18 protein-coding genes and 4 tRNA genes are annotated in these 16,128 nt (G+C 52.8%); 8 read left to right on the plus strand and 14 right to left on the minus strand.

Annotated elements, in window-relative coordinates; all coding sequences use genetic code 11:
* Positions 1–33: 33 nt before the first annotated feature.
* From HMPREF0577_RS04055 to HMPREF0577_RS04085, 7 genes are all read right to left on the minus strand, one after another.
* The gene (locus tag HMPREF0577_RS04055) at positions 34–516 is read right to left on the minus strand and encodes a preprotein translocase subunit YajC (protein WP_004014982.1); all 483 of its coding nucleotides are present in this window, start codon (positions 514–516) and stop codon (positions 34–36) included.
* A 66-nt stretch (positions 517–582) separates the two neighbouring features.
* On the minus strand, positions 583–1,644 hold the full coding sequence (gene ruvB / locus HMPREF0577_RS04060; RefSeq protein ID WP_004012418.1) for a Holliday junction branch migration DNA helicase RuvB: 1,062 nt from the start codon (positions 1,642–1,644) through the stop codon (positions 583–585).
* Positions 1,644–2,225 carry a Holliday junction branch migration protein RuvA gene (gene ruvA / locus HMPREF0577_RS04065; RefSeq protein WP_004012419.1) on the minus strand — a complete coding sequence of 194 codons (582 nt, stop codon included), beginning with the start codon at positions 2,223–2,225 and terminating at the stop codon, positions 1,644–1,646. Before ruvA ends, ruvB begins: the two co-directional genes overlap by 1 nt.
* A gap of 134 nt (positions 2,226–2,359) precedes the next feature.
* Positions 2,360–2,989 (minus strand): crossover junction endodeoxyribonuclease RuvC, encoded by a 630-nt coding sequence (ruvC, locus tag HMPREF0577_RS04070; RefSeq protein WP_004012420.1) that lies wholly within the window; start codon positions 2,987–2,989, stop codon positions 2,360–2,362.
* Positions 2,990–2,992: 3 nt separating this feature from the next.
* Positions 2,993–3,754, minus strand: coding sequence for a YebC/PmpR family DNA-binding transcriptional regulator (locus HMPREF0577_RS04075; protein WP_004012421.1), 762 nt, complete (start codon positions 3,752–3,754; stop codon positions 2,993–2,995).
* 126 nt (positions 3,755–3,880) lie between these two features.
* Complete coding sequence (locus HMPREF0577_RS04080) at positions 3,881–5,317, minus strand: L-serine ammonia-lyase (RefSeq protein WP_004012422.1); 1,437 nt, start codon at positions 5,315–5,317, stop codon at positions 3,881–3,883.
* A gap of 40 nt (positions 5,318–5,357) precedes the next feature.
* Positions 5,358–5,966, minus strand: coding sequence for an NUDIX hydrolase (locus HMPREF0577_RS04085; RefSeq protein WP_004012423.1), 609 nt, complete (start codon positions 5,964–5,966; stop codon positions 5,358–5,360).
* Between the two features lie 125 nt (positions 5,967–6,091).
* Here HMPREF0577_RS04085 and HMPREF0577_RS04090 point away from each other — a divergent pair, with 125 nt between their 5' ends.
* The 3 genes from HMPREF0577_RS04090 to HMPREF0577_RS04100 are packed head-to-tail and all read left to right on the plus strand — an operon-like array spanning position 6,092 to position 6,628.
* Positions 6,092–6,247, plus strand: a complete 156-nt coding sequence (locus HMPREF0577_RS04090; protein ID WP_004014979.1) for a hypothetical protein — start codon at positions 6,092–6,094, stop codon at positions 6,245–6,247.
* A 3-nt stretch (positions 6,248–6,250) separates the two neighbouring features.
* On the plus strand, positions 6,251–6,466 hold the full coding sequence (locus tag HMPREF0577_RS10850) for a Glu/Leu/Phe/Val dehydrogenase dimerization domain-containing protein (protein ID WP_081443317.1): 216 nt from the start codon (positions 6,251–6,253) through the stop codon (positions 6,464–6,466).
* 18 nt (positions 6,467–6,484) lie between these two features.
* Positions 6,485–6,628 (plus strand): hypothetical protein, encoded by a 144-nt coding sequence (locus tag HMPREF0577_RS04100; protein WP_004012425.1) that lies wholly within the window; start codon positions 6,485–6,487, stop codon positions 6,626–6,628.
* 66 nt (positions 6,629–6,694) lie between these two features.
* Here HMPREF0577_RS04100 and pdxT read toward each other — a convergent pair whose 3' ends face one another.
* The 5 genes from pdxT to thrS form a co-directional block, all read right to left on the minus strand.
* Complete coding sequence (gene pdxT, locus HMPREF0577_RS04105) at positions 6,695–7,321, minus strand: pyridoxal 5'-phosphate synthase glutaminase subunit PdxT (protein WP_004012426.1); 627 nt, start codon at positions 7,319–7,321, stop codon at positions 6,695–6,697.
* 83 nt (positions 7,322–7,404) lie between these two features.
* Positions 7,405–8,304, minus strand: coding sequence for a pyridoxal 5'-phosphate synthase lyase subunit PdxS (gene pdxS, locus HMPREF0577_RS04110; RefSeq protein ID WP_004012427.1), 900 nt, complete (start codon positions 8,302–8,304; stop codon positions 7,405–7,407).
* A gap of 172 nt (positions 8,305–8,476) precedes the next feature.
* On the minus strand, positions 8,477–8,962 hold the full coding sequence (gene ybaK, locus HMPREF0577_RS04115; protein WP_004012429.1) for a Cys-tRNA(Pro) deacylase: 486 nt from the start codon (positions 8,960–8,962) through the stop codon (positions 8,477–8,479).
* A gap of 31 nt (positions 8,963–8,993) precedes the next feature.
* Positions 8,994–9,548 carry an HIT family protein gene (locus tag HMPREF0577_RS04120; protein ID WP_004012430.1) on the minus strand — a complete coding sequence of 185 codons (555 nt, stop codon included), beginning with the start codon at positions 9,546–9,548 and terminating at the stop codon, positions 8,994–8,996.
* Between the two features lies 1 nt (position 9,549).
* Entirely contained in the window at positions 9,550–11,559 is a 2,010-nt protein-coding gene (gene thrS / locus HMPREF0577_RS04125; protein ID WP_004017871.1) for a threonine--tRNA ligase, read from the minus strand.
* 167 nt (positions 11,560–11,726) lie between these two features.
* Here thrS and HMPREF0577_RS04130 point away from each other — a divergent pair.
* The 4 genes from HMPREF0577_RS04130 to HMPREF0577_RS04145 all read left to right on the plus strand — a co-directional run bounded on the left by HMPREF0577_RS04130 (position 11,727) and on the right by HMPREF0577_RS04145 (position 13,481).
* Positions 11,727–11,799, plus strand: a tRNA-Gly gene (locus tag HMPREF0577_RS04130).
* Positions 11,800–11,842: 43 nt separating this feature from the next.
* Positions 11,843–11,913 (plus strand) — tRNA-Cys (locus HMPREF0577_RS04135).
* A 4-nt stretch (positions 11,914–11,917) separates the two neighbouring features.
* Positions 11,918–11,994, plus strand: a tRNA-Val gene (locus tag HMPREF0577_RS04140).
* A gap of 518 nt (positions 11,995–12,512) precedes the next feature.
* Positions 12,513–13,481 (plus strand): ketopantoate reductase family protein, encoded by a 969-nt coding sequence (locus tag HMPREF0577_RS04145; RefSeq protein ID WP_004012432.1) that lies wholly within the window; start codon positions 12,513–12,515, stop codon positions 13,479–13,481.
* A 198-nt stretch (positions 13,482–13,679) separates the two neighbouring features.
* Here HMPREF0577_RS04145 and HMPREF0577_RS04150 read toward each other — a convergent pair whose 3' ends face one another.
* Positions 13,680–14,672: an SGNH/GDSL hydrolase family protein gene (locus HMPREF0577_RS04150; RefSeq protein ID WP_004012433.1), complete on the minus strand. Its 993-nt coding sequence runs from the start codon at positions 14,670–14,672 to the stop codon at positions 13,680–13,682.
* A gap of 151 nt (positions 14,673–14,823) precedes the next feature.
* A tRNA-Val gene (locus tag HMPREF0577_RS04155) sits at positions 14,824–14,895 on the minus strand.
* A 152-nt stretch (positions 14,896–15,047) separates the two neighbouring features.
* Between HMPREF0577_RS04155 and HMPREF0577_RS04160 the strand changes: the two genes are divergently transcribed.
* Positions 15,048–16,061 (plus strand): LacI family DNA-binding transcriptional regulator, encoded by a 1,014-nt coding sequence (locus HMPREF0577_RS04160; protein WP_004014972.1) that lies wholly within the window; start codon positions 15,048–15,050, stop codon positions 16,059–16,061.
* The last annotated feature ends 67 nt before the right edge of the window (positions 16,062–16,128 follow it).

Consider the following 16,128-nt stretch of genomic DNA (forward strand, 5'->3'; position numbering starts at 1 on the left):
CTTATCCTTACTTTCGTGCTTGCTATTCCAAGATTAGCCTTGTTTAGAGTCTTCGTTGTCGGCTTTTTCCTCGTCGCTTCCGGGAACGGCTTCATGAGGTGTCATTCCGGTAGCGTCCGATTCTTCCGATTCGCGTTCTTCACCAGCATCCGCCGAATCAGACTTAGGACTAGAATCCACCGCCGGGGAGGATTCCTCGGCGATTACCCCAAAGTTGGGTTCCTTCACCTCTGCTACCACTCGAATGTCCCACAGGGTTTCCTCGCCCGTAAGATTGGACAGGGTTACGACTTCTCCGGTGACCTCCACTATTTTACCGAAAAACCCCGAGGTGGTTCGCACCCAGGTTCCGGGGCGCAGGGAACTTCGCAGTTCCTCTTGCTGTTGGCGAATCCGTTCCACCTGTTTGCTCCCCGAACGACGGATGAAAACTATGGCGACGACTGCTAATGCAATCAACATACCCCAGGTAATCAGGGAACCCGAACCGGTAGAATGGACTTCTGCGGGAAGCACCAATAACCCTTTCTCTTAAAAAATAATGACTAACAAAGTCTAAGGCCTAACGTAAAAAAACGAAAACTAAGGCGACGGAAACAGGGTGTTTTCTGCACAGATTCCGCCGGGTACCGGCAAACCAAGGTGAGTGTAGCCTTTGGCGGTAATCACTCGCCCCCGCTGCGTTCGAGCTAAAAGACCTACCCGCACCAAGAATGGCTCCACTACCTCCTCTACAGTTTCCTTTTCTTCTCCCACCGAAACCGCAAGGGTGCCAGCTCCCACTGGACCGCCTTGGAAACGCTCCACAATCGCGTGCAACACATCCCGATCCAGACGATCGAGCCCCATCTCGTCAACTTCGAACAGCTTCAACGTGGCTTGTGCGGCTTCCAAATCACATTCTTCGTTGCCATGTACCAGGGCAAAGTCTATGACCCGCCGCAGCAGCCGGTTCGCCACCCGAGGTGTTCCCCGGGAGCGTTTCGCGATTTCATGAGCCGCCTCTCCGGTTATACAAGCTCCCAGCAAGGCAGCGGATCGTTTCACAATCAGGGATAAGTCCTCGGCTTCATAAGGCTCCATATGGGCGGTGAAACCAAACCGATCACGCAGCGGCGCCGGCAACAATCCTGCTCGGGTGGTGGCTCCCACCAGGGTAAACTGTGGTAGTGACAAAGGAATCGAGGTCGCCCCCGGCCCCTTGCCCACCACTACATCAACCCGAAAGTCCTCCATCGCTAAATACAACATTTCCTCAGCCGGGCGGGCTAGGCGGTGAATTTCATCTATAAATAAGACATCGCCTTCCTGCAGCGAGGAGAGTATGGCGGCTAAATCCCCGGCGTGGCTAATAGCCGGCCCGGAAGTCAAACGCAAGGAACTGTTCATTTCCGCAGCAATAATCATGGCCAGCGTGGTTTTACCCAAACCGGGTGGGCCGGCCAAGAGCACGTGATCCACCGCGTCCCCACGTTCTTTGGCGGCGCGCAAAACCAAATTCAGCTGGGTCTTTACAGTATTTTGTCCTACAAAATCCATCAGAGTTTTCGGACGCAGCGCCGCTTCAGCGACACGCTCGGCATCCTCCGCTCCCTCGTCGACCAACCGTGGTTCCGAGTAAAAATCATCGTTATCCGGAACCATCAGCGGTTACTCCCCAAATATTGTAAAGCCTCACGCAGGGCGGTAGCAGCATCGTTGGCCTCGATGGCATTGACTGCCTCGGTGGCCTGAGCCTGGTTCCAACCCAGATTCGTCAGAGCTTCCACCACGGTTGTCGCGTTGAACCCACCACCCGTCGCTGCCGTAGTGACTGAGGTGGGCACTATACCCAGTTTGTCGCCAATCTCAAGACTCATGCGTTCCGCAGATTTCTTACCCACTCCAGGAATTCGTTGCAAGGTAGTCAAATCTCGATTCGCCACGGCATTAGCCAAGTCGCTTGGACTGAGGACTGCGAGAGTGGCCAAAGCGAGTTTAGGACCGATTCCCTTGACTTGGATTAGAATCTGGAAGGTTTCGCGTTGTTGGAAATCATCGAAGCCGTAGAGAGTCAGGGCATCTTCGCGTACCACCAAACACGTATAAATTTCAGCATCCTGTCCCTGATTCAGAGTGCTCAAAGTGTTAGGGGTGGCGAAGAATTCCAGCCCCAACCCGCCACAAAGGATAGTGGCGCGGTCAATACGTTTATCAACCACCTGTCCTTTCAACAGCGCAATCACGAGTATTCCTTCCAGGTTACAATTCGAACACTTGTACTATACCAGGTGGCGCCTCATGAACTGGCCACCACGCCGAGAAACCGCATCAGCAGCAAAAACCAAAGTAGAAACCACTACAAGCCCAGAAAACTTTGCTAGCGGGAGTGGCGACGCACCGCCCCGGAGCGCCGTGACTGTGCCTCGGCCTGCGCCCAAATCTGCTGAGCGGCTGTGAGTTTCGTACCTACCCGGGTCTTTACGCCACCTGACAAGGACACACTCACATCCCCATCAATCCCAGATCCCAAAATCCCTGTACCCCTCCAGGCGTGAGTAATGGCCACAGCCAGCGCATCGGCAGCATCCGCCGGTTTCGGAGGCTTATCGAGCCTCAAAATTCGCGCTATCATGGCTTCCACCTGCGCTTTCGTGGCGGCACCGTTACCGGAGACCGCTGCTTTCACCTCGGAGGGAGTATGTAGCGCCACCGGTAAACCCGCTCTACCCGCCTCTGCCATCGCCACCCCCATCGCCTGCATAGTGGTGGTGACAGACTGGCGATTTTCCTTTGCAAACGGTCGCTCCAGCGCAACAATCTCGGGCGAAAAACGAGTTATTGTCGCAGCGATGCCCTCGGAAATCTTTAGCAAGCGAAACTGGGTAGCCAAATTTGGTTCGCTGCGGATAACGGCAACATAGACCAGAGAGGCCACTCGCGACACGTCAATGTCAACGACCCCGACACCACACCTGGTGATGCCGGGGTCGATACCAAGAACGCGCACGATTTAGGCTTCGGCCTCGTAAGCTGAGATAACCTCGTCACTGGCATCACCATTCATGTACACATTTTGCACGTCATCGGCATCATCCAGCGCATCAAACAGGCGCATTACCTTACGGTAGCCTTCCAAATCCAAATCCACCTTTACTGAAGGCACGAACTGAGATTCAGCAGAATCATAATCAATCCCGGCCTCCTGCAAGGCGGTACGCACGCCAACCAAGTCGGAAGGATCGGTTTCAATGACGAAAATCTCGCCCGCGTCCTCGACATCATCCGCCCCAGCTTCCATCACGGCCTCAAAAATCTTGTCTTCGTCCAAATCTGCCGCCTTGGTGACCTCGATAACACCGCGACGCGCAAACTGATAGGACACCGAACCCGTATCAGCCATATTGCCGCCATTGCGCGAAAAAATAGTACGAACTTCAGATACGGCACGGTTTTTGTTGTCCGTCAGACATTCCACAATGAAACCTACCCCATTGGGCCCGTAGCCTTCATAGGTGATGGACTGCCAGTCGGCACCCCCGCTTTCCGCTCCGGAACCACGCTTGACGGCGCGCTCAATATTATCTGCGGGAACCGAGGACTTCTTGGCTTTTTGAATGGCATCGAAAAGCGTCGGATTACCTGCCGGGTCTCCCCCACCAGTACGCGCTGCGACTTCGATGTTTTTAATCAGGCGCGCAAAGAGTTTGCCGCGTTTGGCATCAATCGCTGCCTTCTTGTGCTTGGTAGTGGCCCATTTTGAGTGACCCGACATGGATTCTCCTTTAACGGTTAAACGAAAATATACGTGATAACTACACCATATTAAGGTTTTTAACCCGAATTCGCCTAACCGTCACGTCCGGGCGAGTCGAGGCGAGGCCTGTAGACATGAATCTGTTCAGCATTCCACCACATTCACCGCCAGTCCTCCCAAAGCGGTTTCTTTGTACTTTGAGTTCATGTCCAAACCGGTTTCCAACATGGTTTGTACCACTTCATCAAAACTGACGCGGTGTTTACCGTCACCCCACAGGCTGATACGAGCTGCATTGATGGCCTGCATCGCTGCCACCGCATTGCGTTCGATACAAGGCACCTGTACCAGACCACCAATGGGATCGCAGGTTAACCCCAGATGATGTTCCATGGCTATCTCGGCGGCATTTTCAATCTGAGGCGGAGTACCGCCCAAAGCGGCGGCAAGTCCTCCTGCCGCCATAGAAGCTGCCGAACCGACTTCTCCCTGACAACCAACCTCGGCTCCCGCCACTGAGGCGTTGGTTTTAATAATCCCCCCGATTGCGCCCGCCACCGTCAAATACTCCCGCAAAGCCTCCACTTGGTGGTTCTCTACGCGAGGACAAAACCAAGTCAAATATCTGCCCACCGCAGGCACAATCCCGGCTGAGCCATTGGTAGGGGCACGTACTACTTGCCCACCGGCGGCATTTTCCTCGTTAACCGCCAAAGCCCACAAATTCACCCAGTCCATGACGCGCATCGGGTCTTGGGCAAAAGAACGCCATATCGCGGGGGTTCCCGGAGCGCCATCACGCTGTGAAAGCTTCAAATACAGGGCGTGCGCCCGACGCGGCACCCCCAATCCTCCCGGCAAAATTGCTGCCATAGACTGGCAGCCCCGGTCGATACACGCCCCCATTTTATGGCTCAGATTATCCAGTCCCCCCTCAATCTGCTCGATGGTACGTGTGGCCAGTTCGTTTTCGACAATAATCCGATACAGGCTTTTTCCACTGTCCTGCGCATAATCCACCAGTTCGCTCATAGCGGAATACGGGTGCGGGATAACACCGCCACTGCGGGTCTCGTCCAAGGAAGTGAGCTGACCTGGCTGTCCCTCCAAGCGGTCGTCACGAGTGACGAATCCCCCTCCGGTGGAATAATACCGCCCCGAAAACACCGGAGCTTGTCCCAAAAAAGCCTGTAGCAGTAAAGAATTGTTATGATACGGGGCAATAGTCTTCGGGGCATAGACCATATCGCGGGAAAACCCGAAATCCACGGTTTTACGCCCCGGCAGAATCAGGTTCCCACCGGGGTTAACGGCCGTGAGCAGGCTAGGAATTACCTCAGAGTCCATATTGTCCGGGACATACCCCGATAATCCGGCCAAGACCGCCCCGTCAGAGAGATGTCCTTTCCCGGTGGCACCTAATGAACCCTGCAATTCCACCCGCAAGCGGTCGAAAGCCACTCCCGCCGCCAATAGTCGCGTCACGAAATCTCGTGCCGCGCGCATCGGACCGACCGTATGCGAAGCGGAAGGCCCTACCCCAACTTGAATCACTTCGAAAATAGACACCACACTAGGCATAAGTGGATTCTAGCCCGGCACCAAGGCCTTTAGAAAACGCTTACCTCTTTGGAAGGACGGTGCCTTCGGAAATCTCGATGGTTTCCCCGTTCCACCCACGCAGCCATCCGCGTACCAGAGGTACAAAATTCAGCGGGTACACCACTGTACCGCAGGCAATGGCCCCTTCGAGTTCCGTCAAATCCCACCATTTCAATTCATCTATCACCTGCTTTTCAACTTCGGTCTCAAAAGCGCGCGAAAATTGCAACGCGCTAGAAATCCGCACGAAAAAGAAGTCTTCATCTTGTTTACAAGTTAGCTGGTGGAAATCGAAAGTCGCGTGACGGCGCAACACCGGCCCGGTGAGCACTTTTGCCTCTAGCCGATGTCCGGTTTCCTCAAAGAATTCTCGTACGGCCGCTTCATGAGGTGCTTCCCCGGGTTCCACGCCACCCCCCACGGTAAACCACCACCAATGCGTGGAATCCGAGAAGTCATGTCCGCGCACCAACAAAGCCTCTTGGCGTTCGTTAACCGCTACTATCCGTGCGGCCTGACGGTGAAAGTAACCTTCGGCATCGCGCGGCCACTCTAAGGCAAAGTAATCCGCCACAAAATTGTTTTCGTCCGATGCATTGGACTGTTGAGGAGGCTTGTGTTCAGGCATTTGAGGTGTTTCGGTCGGATGAAAGGATTTACCTCCATATTATCCCCTGCTCTAGCGCTAACAACTTTTAAGGTGTATGTTATTATATATATAATATAAAATCTAGTTGCTCACAGGAGAGTAAAGTGGCACCAGGTAATATGCTCGAAGATGCCAAAGCCCAGGTGCGACGGGCTCAAGAGATTATTGGTTTCGACCAGACATACTTCCGATATCTCACCACCCCACGAAGAGAAATGACCGTAGCGATTCCGCTGCATCGTGACGATGAATCCACCTAGTTACTGACTGGATATCGAGTACAGCACTCGCTGACTCGCGACCCAGCCAAAGGAGGAATCCGATTCGCCCCGAGCGTTGACATTGACGAGGTTCGTGCTCTGACGATGTTGATGACCTGGAAGGTAGCCCTGTTCAATCTGCCTTATGGTGGAGCCAAAGGTGGGGTCGAAATTGACCCGCGTAACTATTCTGAAGCCGAGTTGGAACGTGTCACCTAGCGTTATACCTCCGAGATTTTGCCAATCATCGGTTCGGAAACCGATATTCCCGCCTTGATAAAACATGTCGCCAATACCGGCAAGGTCGTGGATTTCCCAGGCTCCGAAGCAATTGACCCCACTCAGGTACTGCTGCTAGACGTAGACGTGGTGGTTTGCTAAGTCCGCCCCCACCACTTTGGGTATTTAGCCAGCTACCGGGATGGCACCTCATGAATCCACAAAAAATTACTGGACGTAGTCGGCAACCATATCCAAAAAATACCGATGTACCCGCCGGTCACTGGTAACCTCGGGATGAAAAGACGTAGCCAGCAGCGAACCCTGACGCACTGCTACTGCGCGAGGCGACGACTCTGGAGTCTGTTGCCAAGTGGCGAGCACCTGAACCTTGGAACCAACCGACTCCACCCACGGGGCGCGGATAAACACAGCGGGCAACGGGGTGTCACCCCCGAATTCCCCAGGATTTACATGACTAGCGGCAGAGTCCACTTGGCGGCCGAATGCATTGCGTCGCACTGTCACGTCCAAACCGCCCAGAGTCTCCTGACCCTCAATCCCGTCAAGAATATGGTCAGCGAGCATAATCATCCCGGCGCATGACCCATACACGGCTCGCCCGGAATGCACAAAGGTCTTCAGCGCCTCAAACACATCAAAAGCGTGAGCTAGCTTGTACATCGTAGTGGATTCTCCACCCGGAATAATCAATCCATCCAGGTCTTCAAGATGTTTCGACAGTTTCACCTCTACGGGTGTGGCACCCAGTTCATGTAATGCCTGAATATGCTCGATTACTGAACCTTGCAGCCCCAGCACTCCCACCCGAAACTTCTGATTAGCCATTAGCATCCTTCTTTATGAATCGTGTTAACTGGATGCGAGCGCCACGTTCTTGAAAACGCAGCGCCCGTATCCTTAAGATTTATTTGAGCCTACCAACCCCGGTTTTCAAGGTGCTGGGCGGCGGGCAAGTCATGAACATTAATACCCACCATAGCCTCACCCAACGACCGGGAGACCTCGGCAACCAGCTCAGGCTCGTTGAAACGCGCGGTGGCTTTGACAATCGCTGCCGCCCGTTTCGCCGGATCACCGGATTTGAAAATCCCGGATCCCACAAACACGCCTTCCGCTCCCAGCTGCATCATTAGAGCCGCATCAGCCGGAGTGGCGATTCCGCCAGCAGTGAACAACACCACCGGCAGCTTCCCGGTTTCCGCAACTTCCTTCACCAGCGGATAGGGCGCTTGCAGTTCCTTAGCTGCGTGGAAAACCTCGTCAGGTCGCATCGAAGCCAGGCGATTGATTTCCGAAGTCATGGTACGCATATGCGTCACCGCATTAGACACATCACCAGTGCCTGCCTCGCCTTTGGAACGAATCATAGCCGCACCTTCACTGATGCGACGTAGCGCCTCGCCTAGGTTGGTGGCACCGCACACGAAAGGCACCGTGAAATCCCACTTGTTGATGTGGTTTTCGTAATCCGCCGGGGTCAAAACCTCGGATTCATCAATATAGTCCACTCCCAGGCTTTGCAACACCTGTGCCTCTGCAAAGTGACCAATACGAGCCTTGGCCATAACCGGAATAGACACCGCATTAATAATGCTGTCAATCAAATCCGGGTCGCTCATGCGAGCCACCCCGCCTTCGGCGCGAATATCGGCCGGAACCCGCTCCAGCGCCATTACCGCTACCGCACCGGCATCCTCGGCGATTTTGGCTTGTTCGGCGGTAACCACATCCATAATCACCCCGCCCTTGAGCATTTGCGCCATACCGCGTTTCACCAGGTCAGTACCAACACCCTCTGCTTTTGTTTCAGTCATTTGTTCTCTTTCTCTACGAGTCACTTCCAGGTTCCATAGTGCCCCTTTTTTGGGCTTGCGGGCAAATTTTCTCCGATTTGACTTGGTGAATTTGGCTGGGCGGCGCGATGCGAAGCCACTGGGCAGTAAATATCATCTCATGAAGCCGTGGCAAAAAGCGCAAACGGCGGAATCACTGTTGCACCACGGCGGCAAAGTCCGCACCCACCACCCGTGCTAAATCCGAAGGCGACACCACAATCTGGGTGCCGCGCACCCCGGCGGACACGTAAATTCGTTCCTGCAGAACCGCGTTTTCGTCAATCACCGTAGGGAAAAGCTTTTTCATCGCTAAGGGCGAACACCCCCCGCGAATGTATCCCGTCACCTCACGCAGGGTTTTCCAATTAATCAGGCCGACATGCTTCACCCCGAAATGCGCCGCAGTTTTCTTTAAATCCAGCTCGGCCTGAGCCGCGATAACCGCTACGAAATGCCCGCCGTTGCCGTCCTCTAGCACCAGAGTTTTATAAATCACTTCCGGGCTGACGCCCAGCAACTGAGCGGTGTGAACAGCGCCAATCTCGCCGTCAGTGGGATACGAGGACATTTCGTAGGACACCCCGGCTTCATCCAGTTCTCGCATCGCGTTGGTTTTGTGGATTTTCGTTTTTGACATTTTAGTTTCTTTTCATGAGGCGCCAGCCAAACTAGCGACTCTTTGCCTGGTATCCGGAGAATCCCTGGGCTAAGAGTTCCCGGGTTTGCCCCAGTAACTCCGGCACAGCTTTAGTTTTAGCCACGATAGGAAAGAAATTCGCGTCCCCTCTCCACCGCGGCACTACGTGTTGGTGCAGGTGGCCGGCAATACCAGCACCGGCCACCGCGCCCTGGTTCATTCCCAGATTGAAACCGTGGGGATTTTTCGTCTCCCGGATAACCTGCATGGCATGGGCGGTAATTTCCCCAAACTCGATGCGCTCCTCGAAGGTCAAATCCGTGTAATCGGGAATGTGACGGTATGGCAATACCAAGACGTGTCCGGCATTGTAGGGAAACAGGTTCATAATCACGAAGCAGGTCTGGCCGCGATAAACAATCAGGGCTTCCTCATCCGTTTTTTTCGGCGCCTCGCAAAAAGGACAGGCTTCCTGGTCGCGTCGCGACCCGTTATCGATGTACACCATACGGTGTGGGGTCCACAGTCGGTCAAACCCGTCGGGCTCATCACCAAAACCGCGGCTGCTTTCCGGTTCGACATGCATTTCAGTGATTCTTTCGGCTGCGAATGGTTTCCGTGATTTCTTGGATGGCTGCAGAGATTTTCACGCCATTTTTCTGTTCACCACCACGGTAACGGAAAGAAACCGCGCCGTGTTCTGCATCTTCGCCACCTACAATCAGGGTGAATGGAATCTTGTCTTTGGCAGCGTTACGGATTTTCTTACCAAAACGGTCGTCGCTCTCGTCGATTTCGACCCGGACGTTTTCGGCACGCAGCTGTTTGGCTACGTCCTCGCAATACGCGTTGAAAGTATCCGCCACTGGCACCAGACGCACCTGGACGGGTGCAAGCCACGCTGGAAACGCCCCAGCGTAGTGCTCGGTTAATACCCCAAAGAAACGCTCGATAGAGCCGAACAAAGCGCGGTGAATCATCACCGGGCGTTGGCGCGAGCCATCGGCGGCCGTGTATTCCAACTCGAAGCGTTCCGGCAGGTTAAAGTCGAGCTGAATGGTGGACATCTGCCAGGTGCGGCCAATCGCGTCGCGTGCCTGCACCGAAATTTTTGGCCCATAAAAGGCCGCGCCTTCCGGGTCGGGGCGCAGTTCCAGTCCGGAAGCCTCGGCAACTTCCTGCAGGGTGCGGGTGGCTTCTTCCCAAACCTCGTCGCTGCCGACGAATTTTTGGGGATTTTTGGTGGATAGCTCCAGATAAAAATCGTCCAATCCATAGTCCTTCAACAAATCCAACACGAAAGTTAACAGTTTTGTCAGTTCGTCCTTCATCTGGTCGCGGGTGCAGTAAATGTGCGAGTCGTCTTGGGTGAAACCGCGCGCCCGAGTTAGCCCGTGCACCACCCCGGATTTCTCGTAGCGATACACCGTACCGAACTCGAACAAACGCAGTGGCAGCTCACGATAGGATCGCGTGCGGGATTTGAAAATCAAGTTATGCATCGGGCAATTCATCGGCTTCAGATAGTAATCCGCGCCTTCCTTGGTGACATTGCCCTGGGCATCGCGTTCCTCGTCAAGATGCATGGCGGGGAACATACCTTCCTTGTACCATGACAGGTGTCCTGAAGTTTCAAACAATTGTCCCTTGGTTACATGAGGCGTAGAAACGAAGGAATAACCTTCTTCCAGATGGCGCTGGCGGGAATAATTTTCCATCTCCATGCGCACCAATGCCCCTTTAGGGTGAAATACTGGCAGTCCAGAACCGATTTCTTCGGGGAAGCTGAACAAATCAAGCTCCGTACCCAAGCGGCGGTGGTCACGTTTTTCGGCTTCCTCTAGGCGAGTGACATAGGCCTTGAGCTCTTCTTTTGTAGGCCAGGCGGTACCATAAATCCGCTGGAGCGAGTCGTTCTTCTGGTCGCCACGCCAATAAGCTGCCGAGACTTTCAGCAGTTTGAACGCACCGCTAAGTAACCGGGTGGAGGGAATATGCGGACCGCGACACAGGTCTTTCCACGCGGTTTCCCCATTTTTACGCACATTGTCATAGATTGTCAGTTCGGCTCCCCCGACTTCCACTGAAGCGCCAGCGGCAGCTTGGTCGTTGTCTTCATCAGAGCCTCCCTTCAAGCCAATCAGTTCCAGTTTGTAAGGCTGGTCGGCTAGTTCCTGGCGAGCCTCGTCCTCGGTCACGGCACGGCGCACAAAACGCTGGTCTTCCTTACAGATACGCGCCATGTATTTTTCAATTTCCTTGAGATCTTCGGGTGTGAAGGGTTGCGCAACCCCGAAATCGTAGTAGAACCCGTTTTCAATGAAGGGACCAATGCCGTATTTCACATCGGGACGTACCTGTTTCACAGCTTGCGCCATGACGTGGGTGGCAGAGTGTCTTAGGATATTCAGTCCCATTTCCGAGTCTATGGTGATGGCTTCTAGGGCGTCTCCTTCGTGGAGATTACGATACAAATCCCGAGGTTCACCGTTGATGAAGCAGGCAATCACTTCCTTGCGGTCACGGTAAATATCTTGCCCGGTTTGGTCTTCTGCAATGGTTGTTGCCTTGCCGTCAATCACAACGCTGATGCTCACTGTGCGCCTTTCACTAAGAGTTTTTATCTTTACATATCTTACCCGTTTGCGCCCAAAGTGTTCCGACATGCCACAAAGCGCTAAATTTTGCGGAAATTGCTGTTTATTTGCGTCCAGAGCGTTTTTATGTGTAATATGTTCAAGCCGGTTTCGATACGGCAGGCATCGCGGATGTGGCTCAGTTGGTAGAGCGTCACCTTGCCAAGGTGAATGTCGCGGGTTCGAGTCCCGTCATCCGCTCCGGAAAAGCGTCGCAGCTGCTGGTTCGGCGCGTTTCTTTTCTGGTGGGTTGGCCGAGTGGCTAGGCAGCGGCCTGCAAAGCCGTATACACCGGTTCGAATCCGGTACCCACTTCGACGGGCGGTTGGCGCAGCTGGTTAGCGCGTTTCCTTGACACGGAAGAGGTCGCAGGTTCGAGTCCTGTATCGCCCACCAACGGTTTTATCCGCTATACCAACGAAAACGCCCCTTTCATCGCACACGAAACACTCCCCGCAGACACCCCGAAGCACCCCTCGAACCCTCATGATTGCTGTACAAAAACTGGCATCCCACAAAAGCAAACAGCCTCAGACCACTTCGACAGCTTTCATCTGGCACCTGCCTATGAGTTGAATTCACTGGTACCGCACTCACAATACACCCAGGACTCGACGATGCGCATCGGAGGCATGCTGCGGGATTCGCGAATTGCTCCTCATTCGAAAGTTATCCCCTCGGTGCCTGAAGAAGAGTTACACAAGTGCTGCGAAATTTTCAAATCATGGATAACTAAATTTTGATATTCTTCCAAAAATGTGTAACATGCTGTAAAACCAAAAAGCAGTTGGCCGTTTGGTTAGTAACCGCATACTGTCTTGCTGCTTTTTGCCATATCCATAATCGCTTTGACGTAATTCGCGTAAATACGAGTATCGCCTGAGTGCAGTTTTTATTCAAAAGGAGGTGTCACTATGAGTGGCATGAAATATGCAATGATTGGTTCGGGAGCTATGGGATATCGCTATGGCGTTTTGTTGCAGGAAACGGCTGGCATTCATGTTGATTTCATTGACGCTTGGGATGAAAACGTGAACAAGGTGCGTGAACAGGGTGGCGTGATGGTGAGCCGAGACCATGAAAACCGCCATTTGGTGCCGATTCGCATGTATACTCCTGAGGATTACGATGGCAATCCAGATGTCTGGATTGTGTTTATGAAACAGATGCAGCTTGCAGATATGTTGCAGCGGTGCAAGCACTTGTTTAAAAACCACCAGATTGTGTTTTCCGCCATGAACGGATGGGGTCACTTTGAAAAGTTGCAGCAGTATTTTTCAGATGATCGTATTTACGGCGGAACTGCCCTGATTGCAACGGTTTTGAATGGGCCTGGTGATGTTGATTTTATTGGAAAAGCTGGCGTAGGCACTATGAATATGTGCGCATTGAACGAGCAAGTTAGTGAGGTTGAACTTGCTATGCGAGATGATTTTAAAGCCGCCGGTTTGAATCCTACTATTACAGAAGATTTTAAGGGTACATGCATGGCAAAAGTGGTTTTTAATTCTGTGATTAATACTTTGTGCACAATGTACCAGATTCAAATGGGTCAGTTTATTTCTTACCCTGGTGCGATGGATATGGCTCGTCAGCTTATTAACGAAGCTTACGACGTGTGCGATCGCGCTGGAATTAGGATGGTTAATACTCGCCAACAGGAACTGGAAGCTATCGACTACGTGAGTCGTGTGGCATGTCCTTTGCACTATCCTTCCATGTACCAGGACATGAGCCGTGGTCGTGAAACGGAAGTTGATTACATCAACGGTTATATCGCAAAACTTGGTCGCGACAATGATTACGTGTGTCGTACGCATGAGTTCCTAACTCATGGCGTGCATTTGGCTGAGCTTGCGTTCAAACTGCACCATCAGCAGTGACTTAGGGTCGACGTAATACGACAGCTAAGAACAGTGGCTAAATATCACTGTTACAGCTCTTGGCAGAAATGAAAAGGAAATGCGGCTCGTGGCTTTTGCTGCGAGCCGCATTGTTTCCTTCCACACGGGAGAGGTCGCAGGTTCGAGCCCTGTATCGCCCACCAACGCCATGCCCGCCTTCATTTATGTTTTCGTCGCTTAGGAATACAAATCGTCGGCAGTGTCTTGCCACAGGTCGCGTTCTTTGAGCAGTGTCTCGGAGGCGCGTGCGAATTCCAAGGCCGCCCCGCGATAACCATCCACATTGGGATGGAACCCATCTTCGGCACGAATCGACAAAATCCGCCACAACGGAACTTCCCCGAGTTTACGGATGGGAACCACGATGTGCGGCGAGCCCTCTACGGCCGCTTTCAAGGCCTCATTTAATTCCACGGCGCGTCTGTCTCGCGGCAGTGGTGTAACGGCAGGAACTTCGGCGATAAGGGTGGGAACCGGCAAGTAGCGGCAAATAATTTCTAGATTTTTTTCGAAAAGTTCTGCGGGAATTTCAGCATCATCAGCAAAGGTATCGTTTCCCCCAATATCAAGGGTAATCAAATCAGGTTTAACCCCCAGCGTCAATAGTCTAGGCAGCTCCGTGCCAGTTACAGTAGAAGAAATGGCACCGGAAATGGAAAGATTCAGCACTATCACCCGTCGTCTGGTGGCACGGCGCAAATACGAGGCCAGCAATGCCACGTAGGAATCTCGCACATCCTCGCATCCCACTCCCTGAGCTGCCGAATCACCCAGGGCTACATAGATAAATGGCGGTGCTCCTTCTATTTTTGCGGGTCGTGCCAGGGTAAGGTTTGGGTTCATGAGGGGCTTGTTGGAATACCATCCGCTGCGCTTTTGGTGTCGCAGCGCCCCAACACTCAACATATCAAAGGCAGGATTCATCCCTGCTGGGTTTTCCCACATCCCGAGTTCGCGGAGTTTTGCCAGCCCAGTGATAACGTGGTCTTCCCAAAACCAGCGATGTGCCGAGACCTCCTGGTAAACCTTCCACATGCCAGCAGCGGTATGTCCCGCTGCTATCAAAGTTCCCGAGGTTCCCAACGCCGCCAGAGCGCTTACTTTCGAGGAAGTCGGCAGTTCTTTAATGAGTTCCAGCACTTTTTCTAGAGTATTCTTGTTCAGTTCCACACCTTCAGTCTAAGACTGTTGTTGAGTTAACTCTAGAGTGCTGAATACTATCATCAGCTTCAAAGCTGATTTAGTAGCCAGTGCTACCTACCATGCTGGTTATGATGGCTCCATTTAATCTGGAATTTTGAAGAATCAAGGGAAAACTGGGTGGGCCATACTGGGATCGAACCAGTGACCTCTTCCGTGTGAAGGAAGCGCGCTACCGCTGCGCTAATGGCCCAAGGCTCCATAAGATTACCTCATCAACCCGGTCAAAGCAAAATTTTCCGGAAACTTGAAATTTTGGCATCAAGTTGACATATAATGTTGATTGTTCTGACAAACTGTACAGGATTTTCATATAAGATATTCAGGAAACTGTAAGGATTGCGTGTGAATAACGAAACCCTAGAAAAACCGCCAGCCAAACGAGTAACCATGAAGGATGTCGCCAAAGCGGCTCATGTGGCCACCTCAACCGTGTCCCGGGCACTGAACCGTCCCGGAAGAACCAATCCTCTCACTGCCGAACATGTCTTTCGAGTGGCTCGCGAAATGGGATACATCAGCGAAGATGACGCGAGATGTCACCGCAGCGCCCCTCTGACCAAACGCTTCGGAGTCGTAATCGACATGGGCAACACAGCCCTGATTTCAGCACTCAAAGCCAGCGCGACCGAATCTGGATATCAACTGATTTTCTTGGATGCGAACTCTCCGTTGGGAGAACTGGGCACATCCTGCCAAACCTTCCTCAAGCATGTGGATGGATTCTTGATAGACAGCGAAAAAACGAAAGTCGAACTCAATGCCTTTGTAGAACATCATCCGCTTGTGTGGTTAAACCGCGAGACTTCCAAATACGACGTGGTGATTCCCGATGTCAAACAGAGCATCAGCGAAATCATCACGTTTCTGCGGTCACAACCCGACTCCCGCTTCACTGTCATGCACGCCGAAGGGCAAAGCTGGGTGACTGATGAATGTATGGATACGGTGTCGAAGCTGAGCAAAAAATACAAACTCGACATGCAGGTAATTAACGGGGTGACCAATAGCGTTAATTCGGGGTACAAGGTGTTGCGACACTGGGAACGGCGTGCGTTGAGTAACGTATTGGTCTTCGGAAACCTTGCCGCCGTGGGCTTCATCCGAGCGCTTCGTGAAAAGGATCCTAGTGCATTGCAAAGCGTGGCCATCTTAGGGGTGGGTGAACCGCAAAACGGCCTATTGGCTCTTCCTACCCTCTCAACTCTTGAAATCCCGCAAGAAACTATCGCCCGCGTGGCCGTAAAACGCCTCCTAGAAAAAATCCATGACCCTAATCCGGGGGCGAAACACGCTATTCAAAAAATACCTATGCGGTTGATTCGACGCGAATCCACCAGAATCTGGCGTCAACACTGAAGCCAGATTCTGGTGGATTCAAAGGCTTTCGATGGGGTGATAGAACCTGGATTTTGGCAAGCCCCTC

Origin of the sequence: Mobiluncus mulieris ATCC 35243 (assembly GCF_000160615.1) — a bacterium.
GTDB classification, from domain to species: Bacteria; Actinomycetota; Actinomycetes; order Actinomycetales; family Actinomycetaceae; genus Mobiluncus; species Mobiluncus mulieris.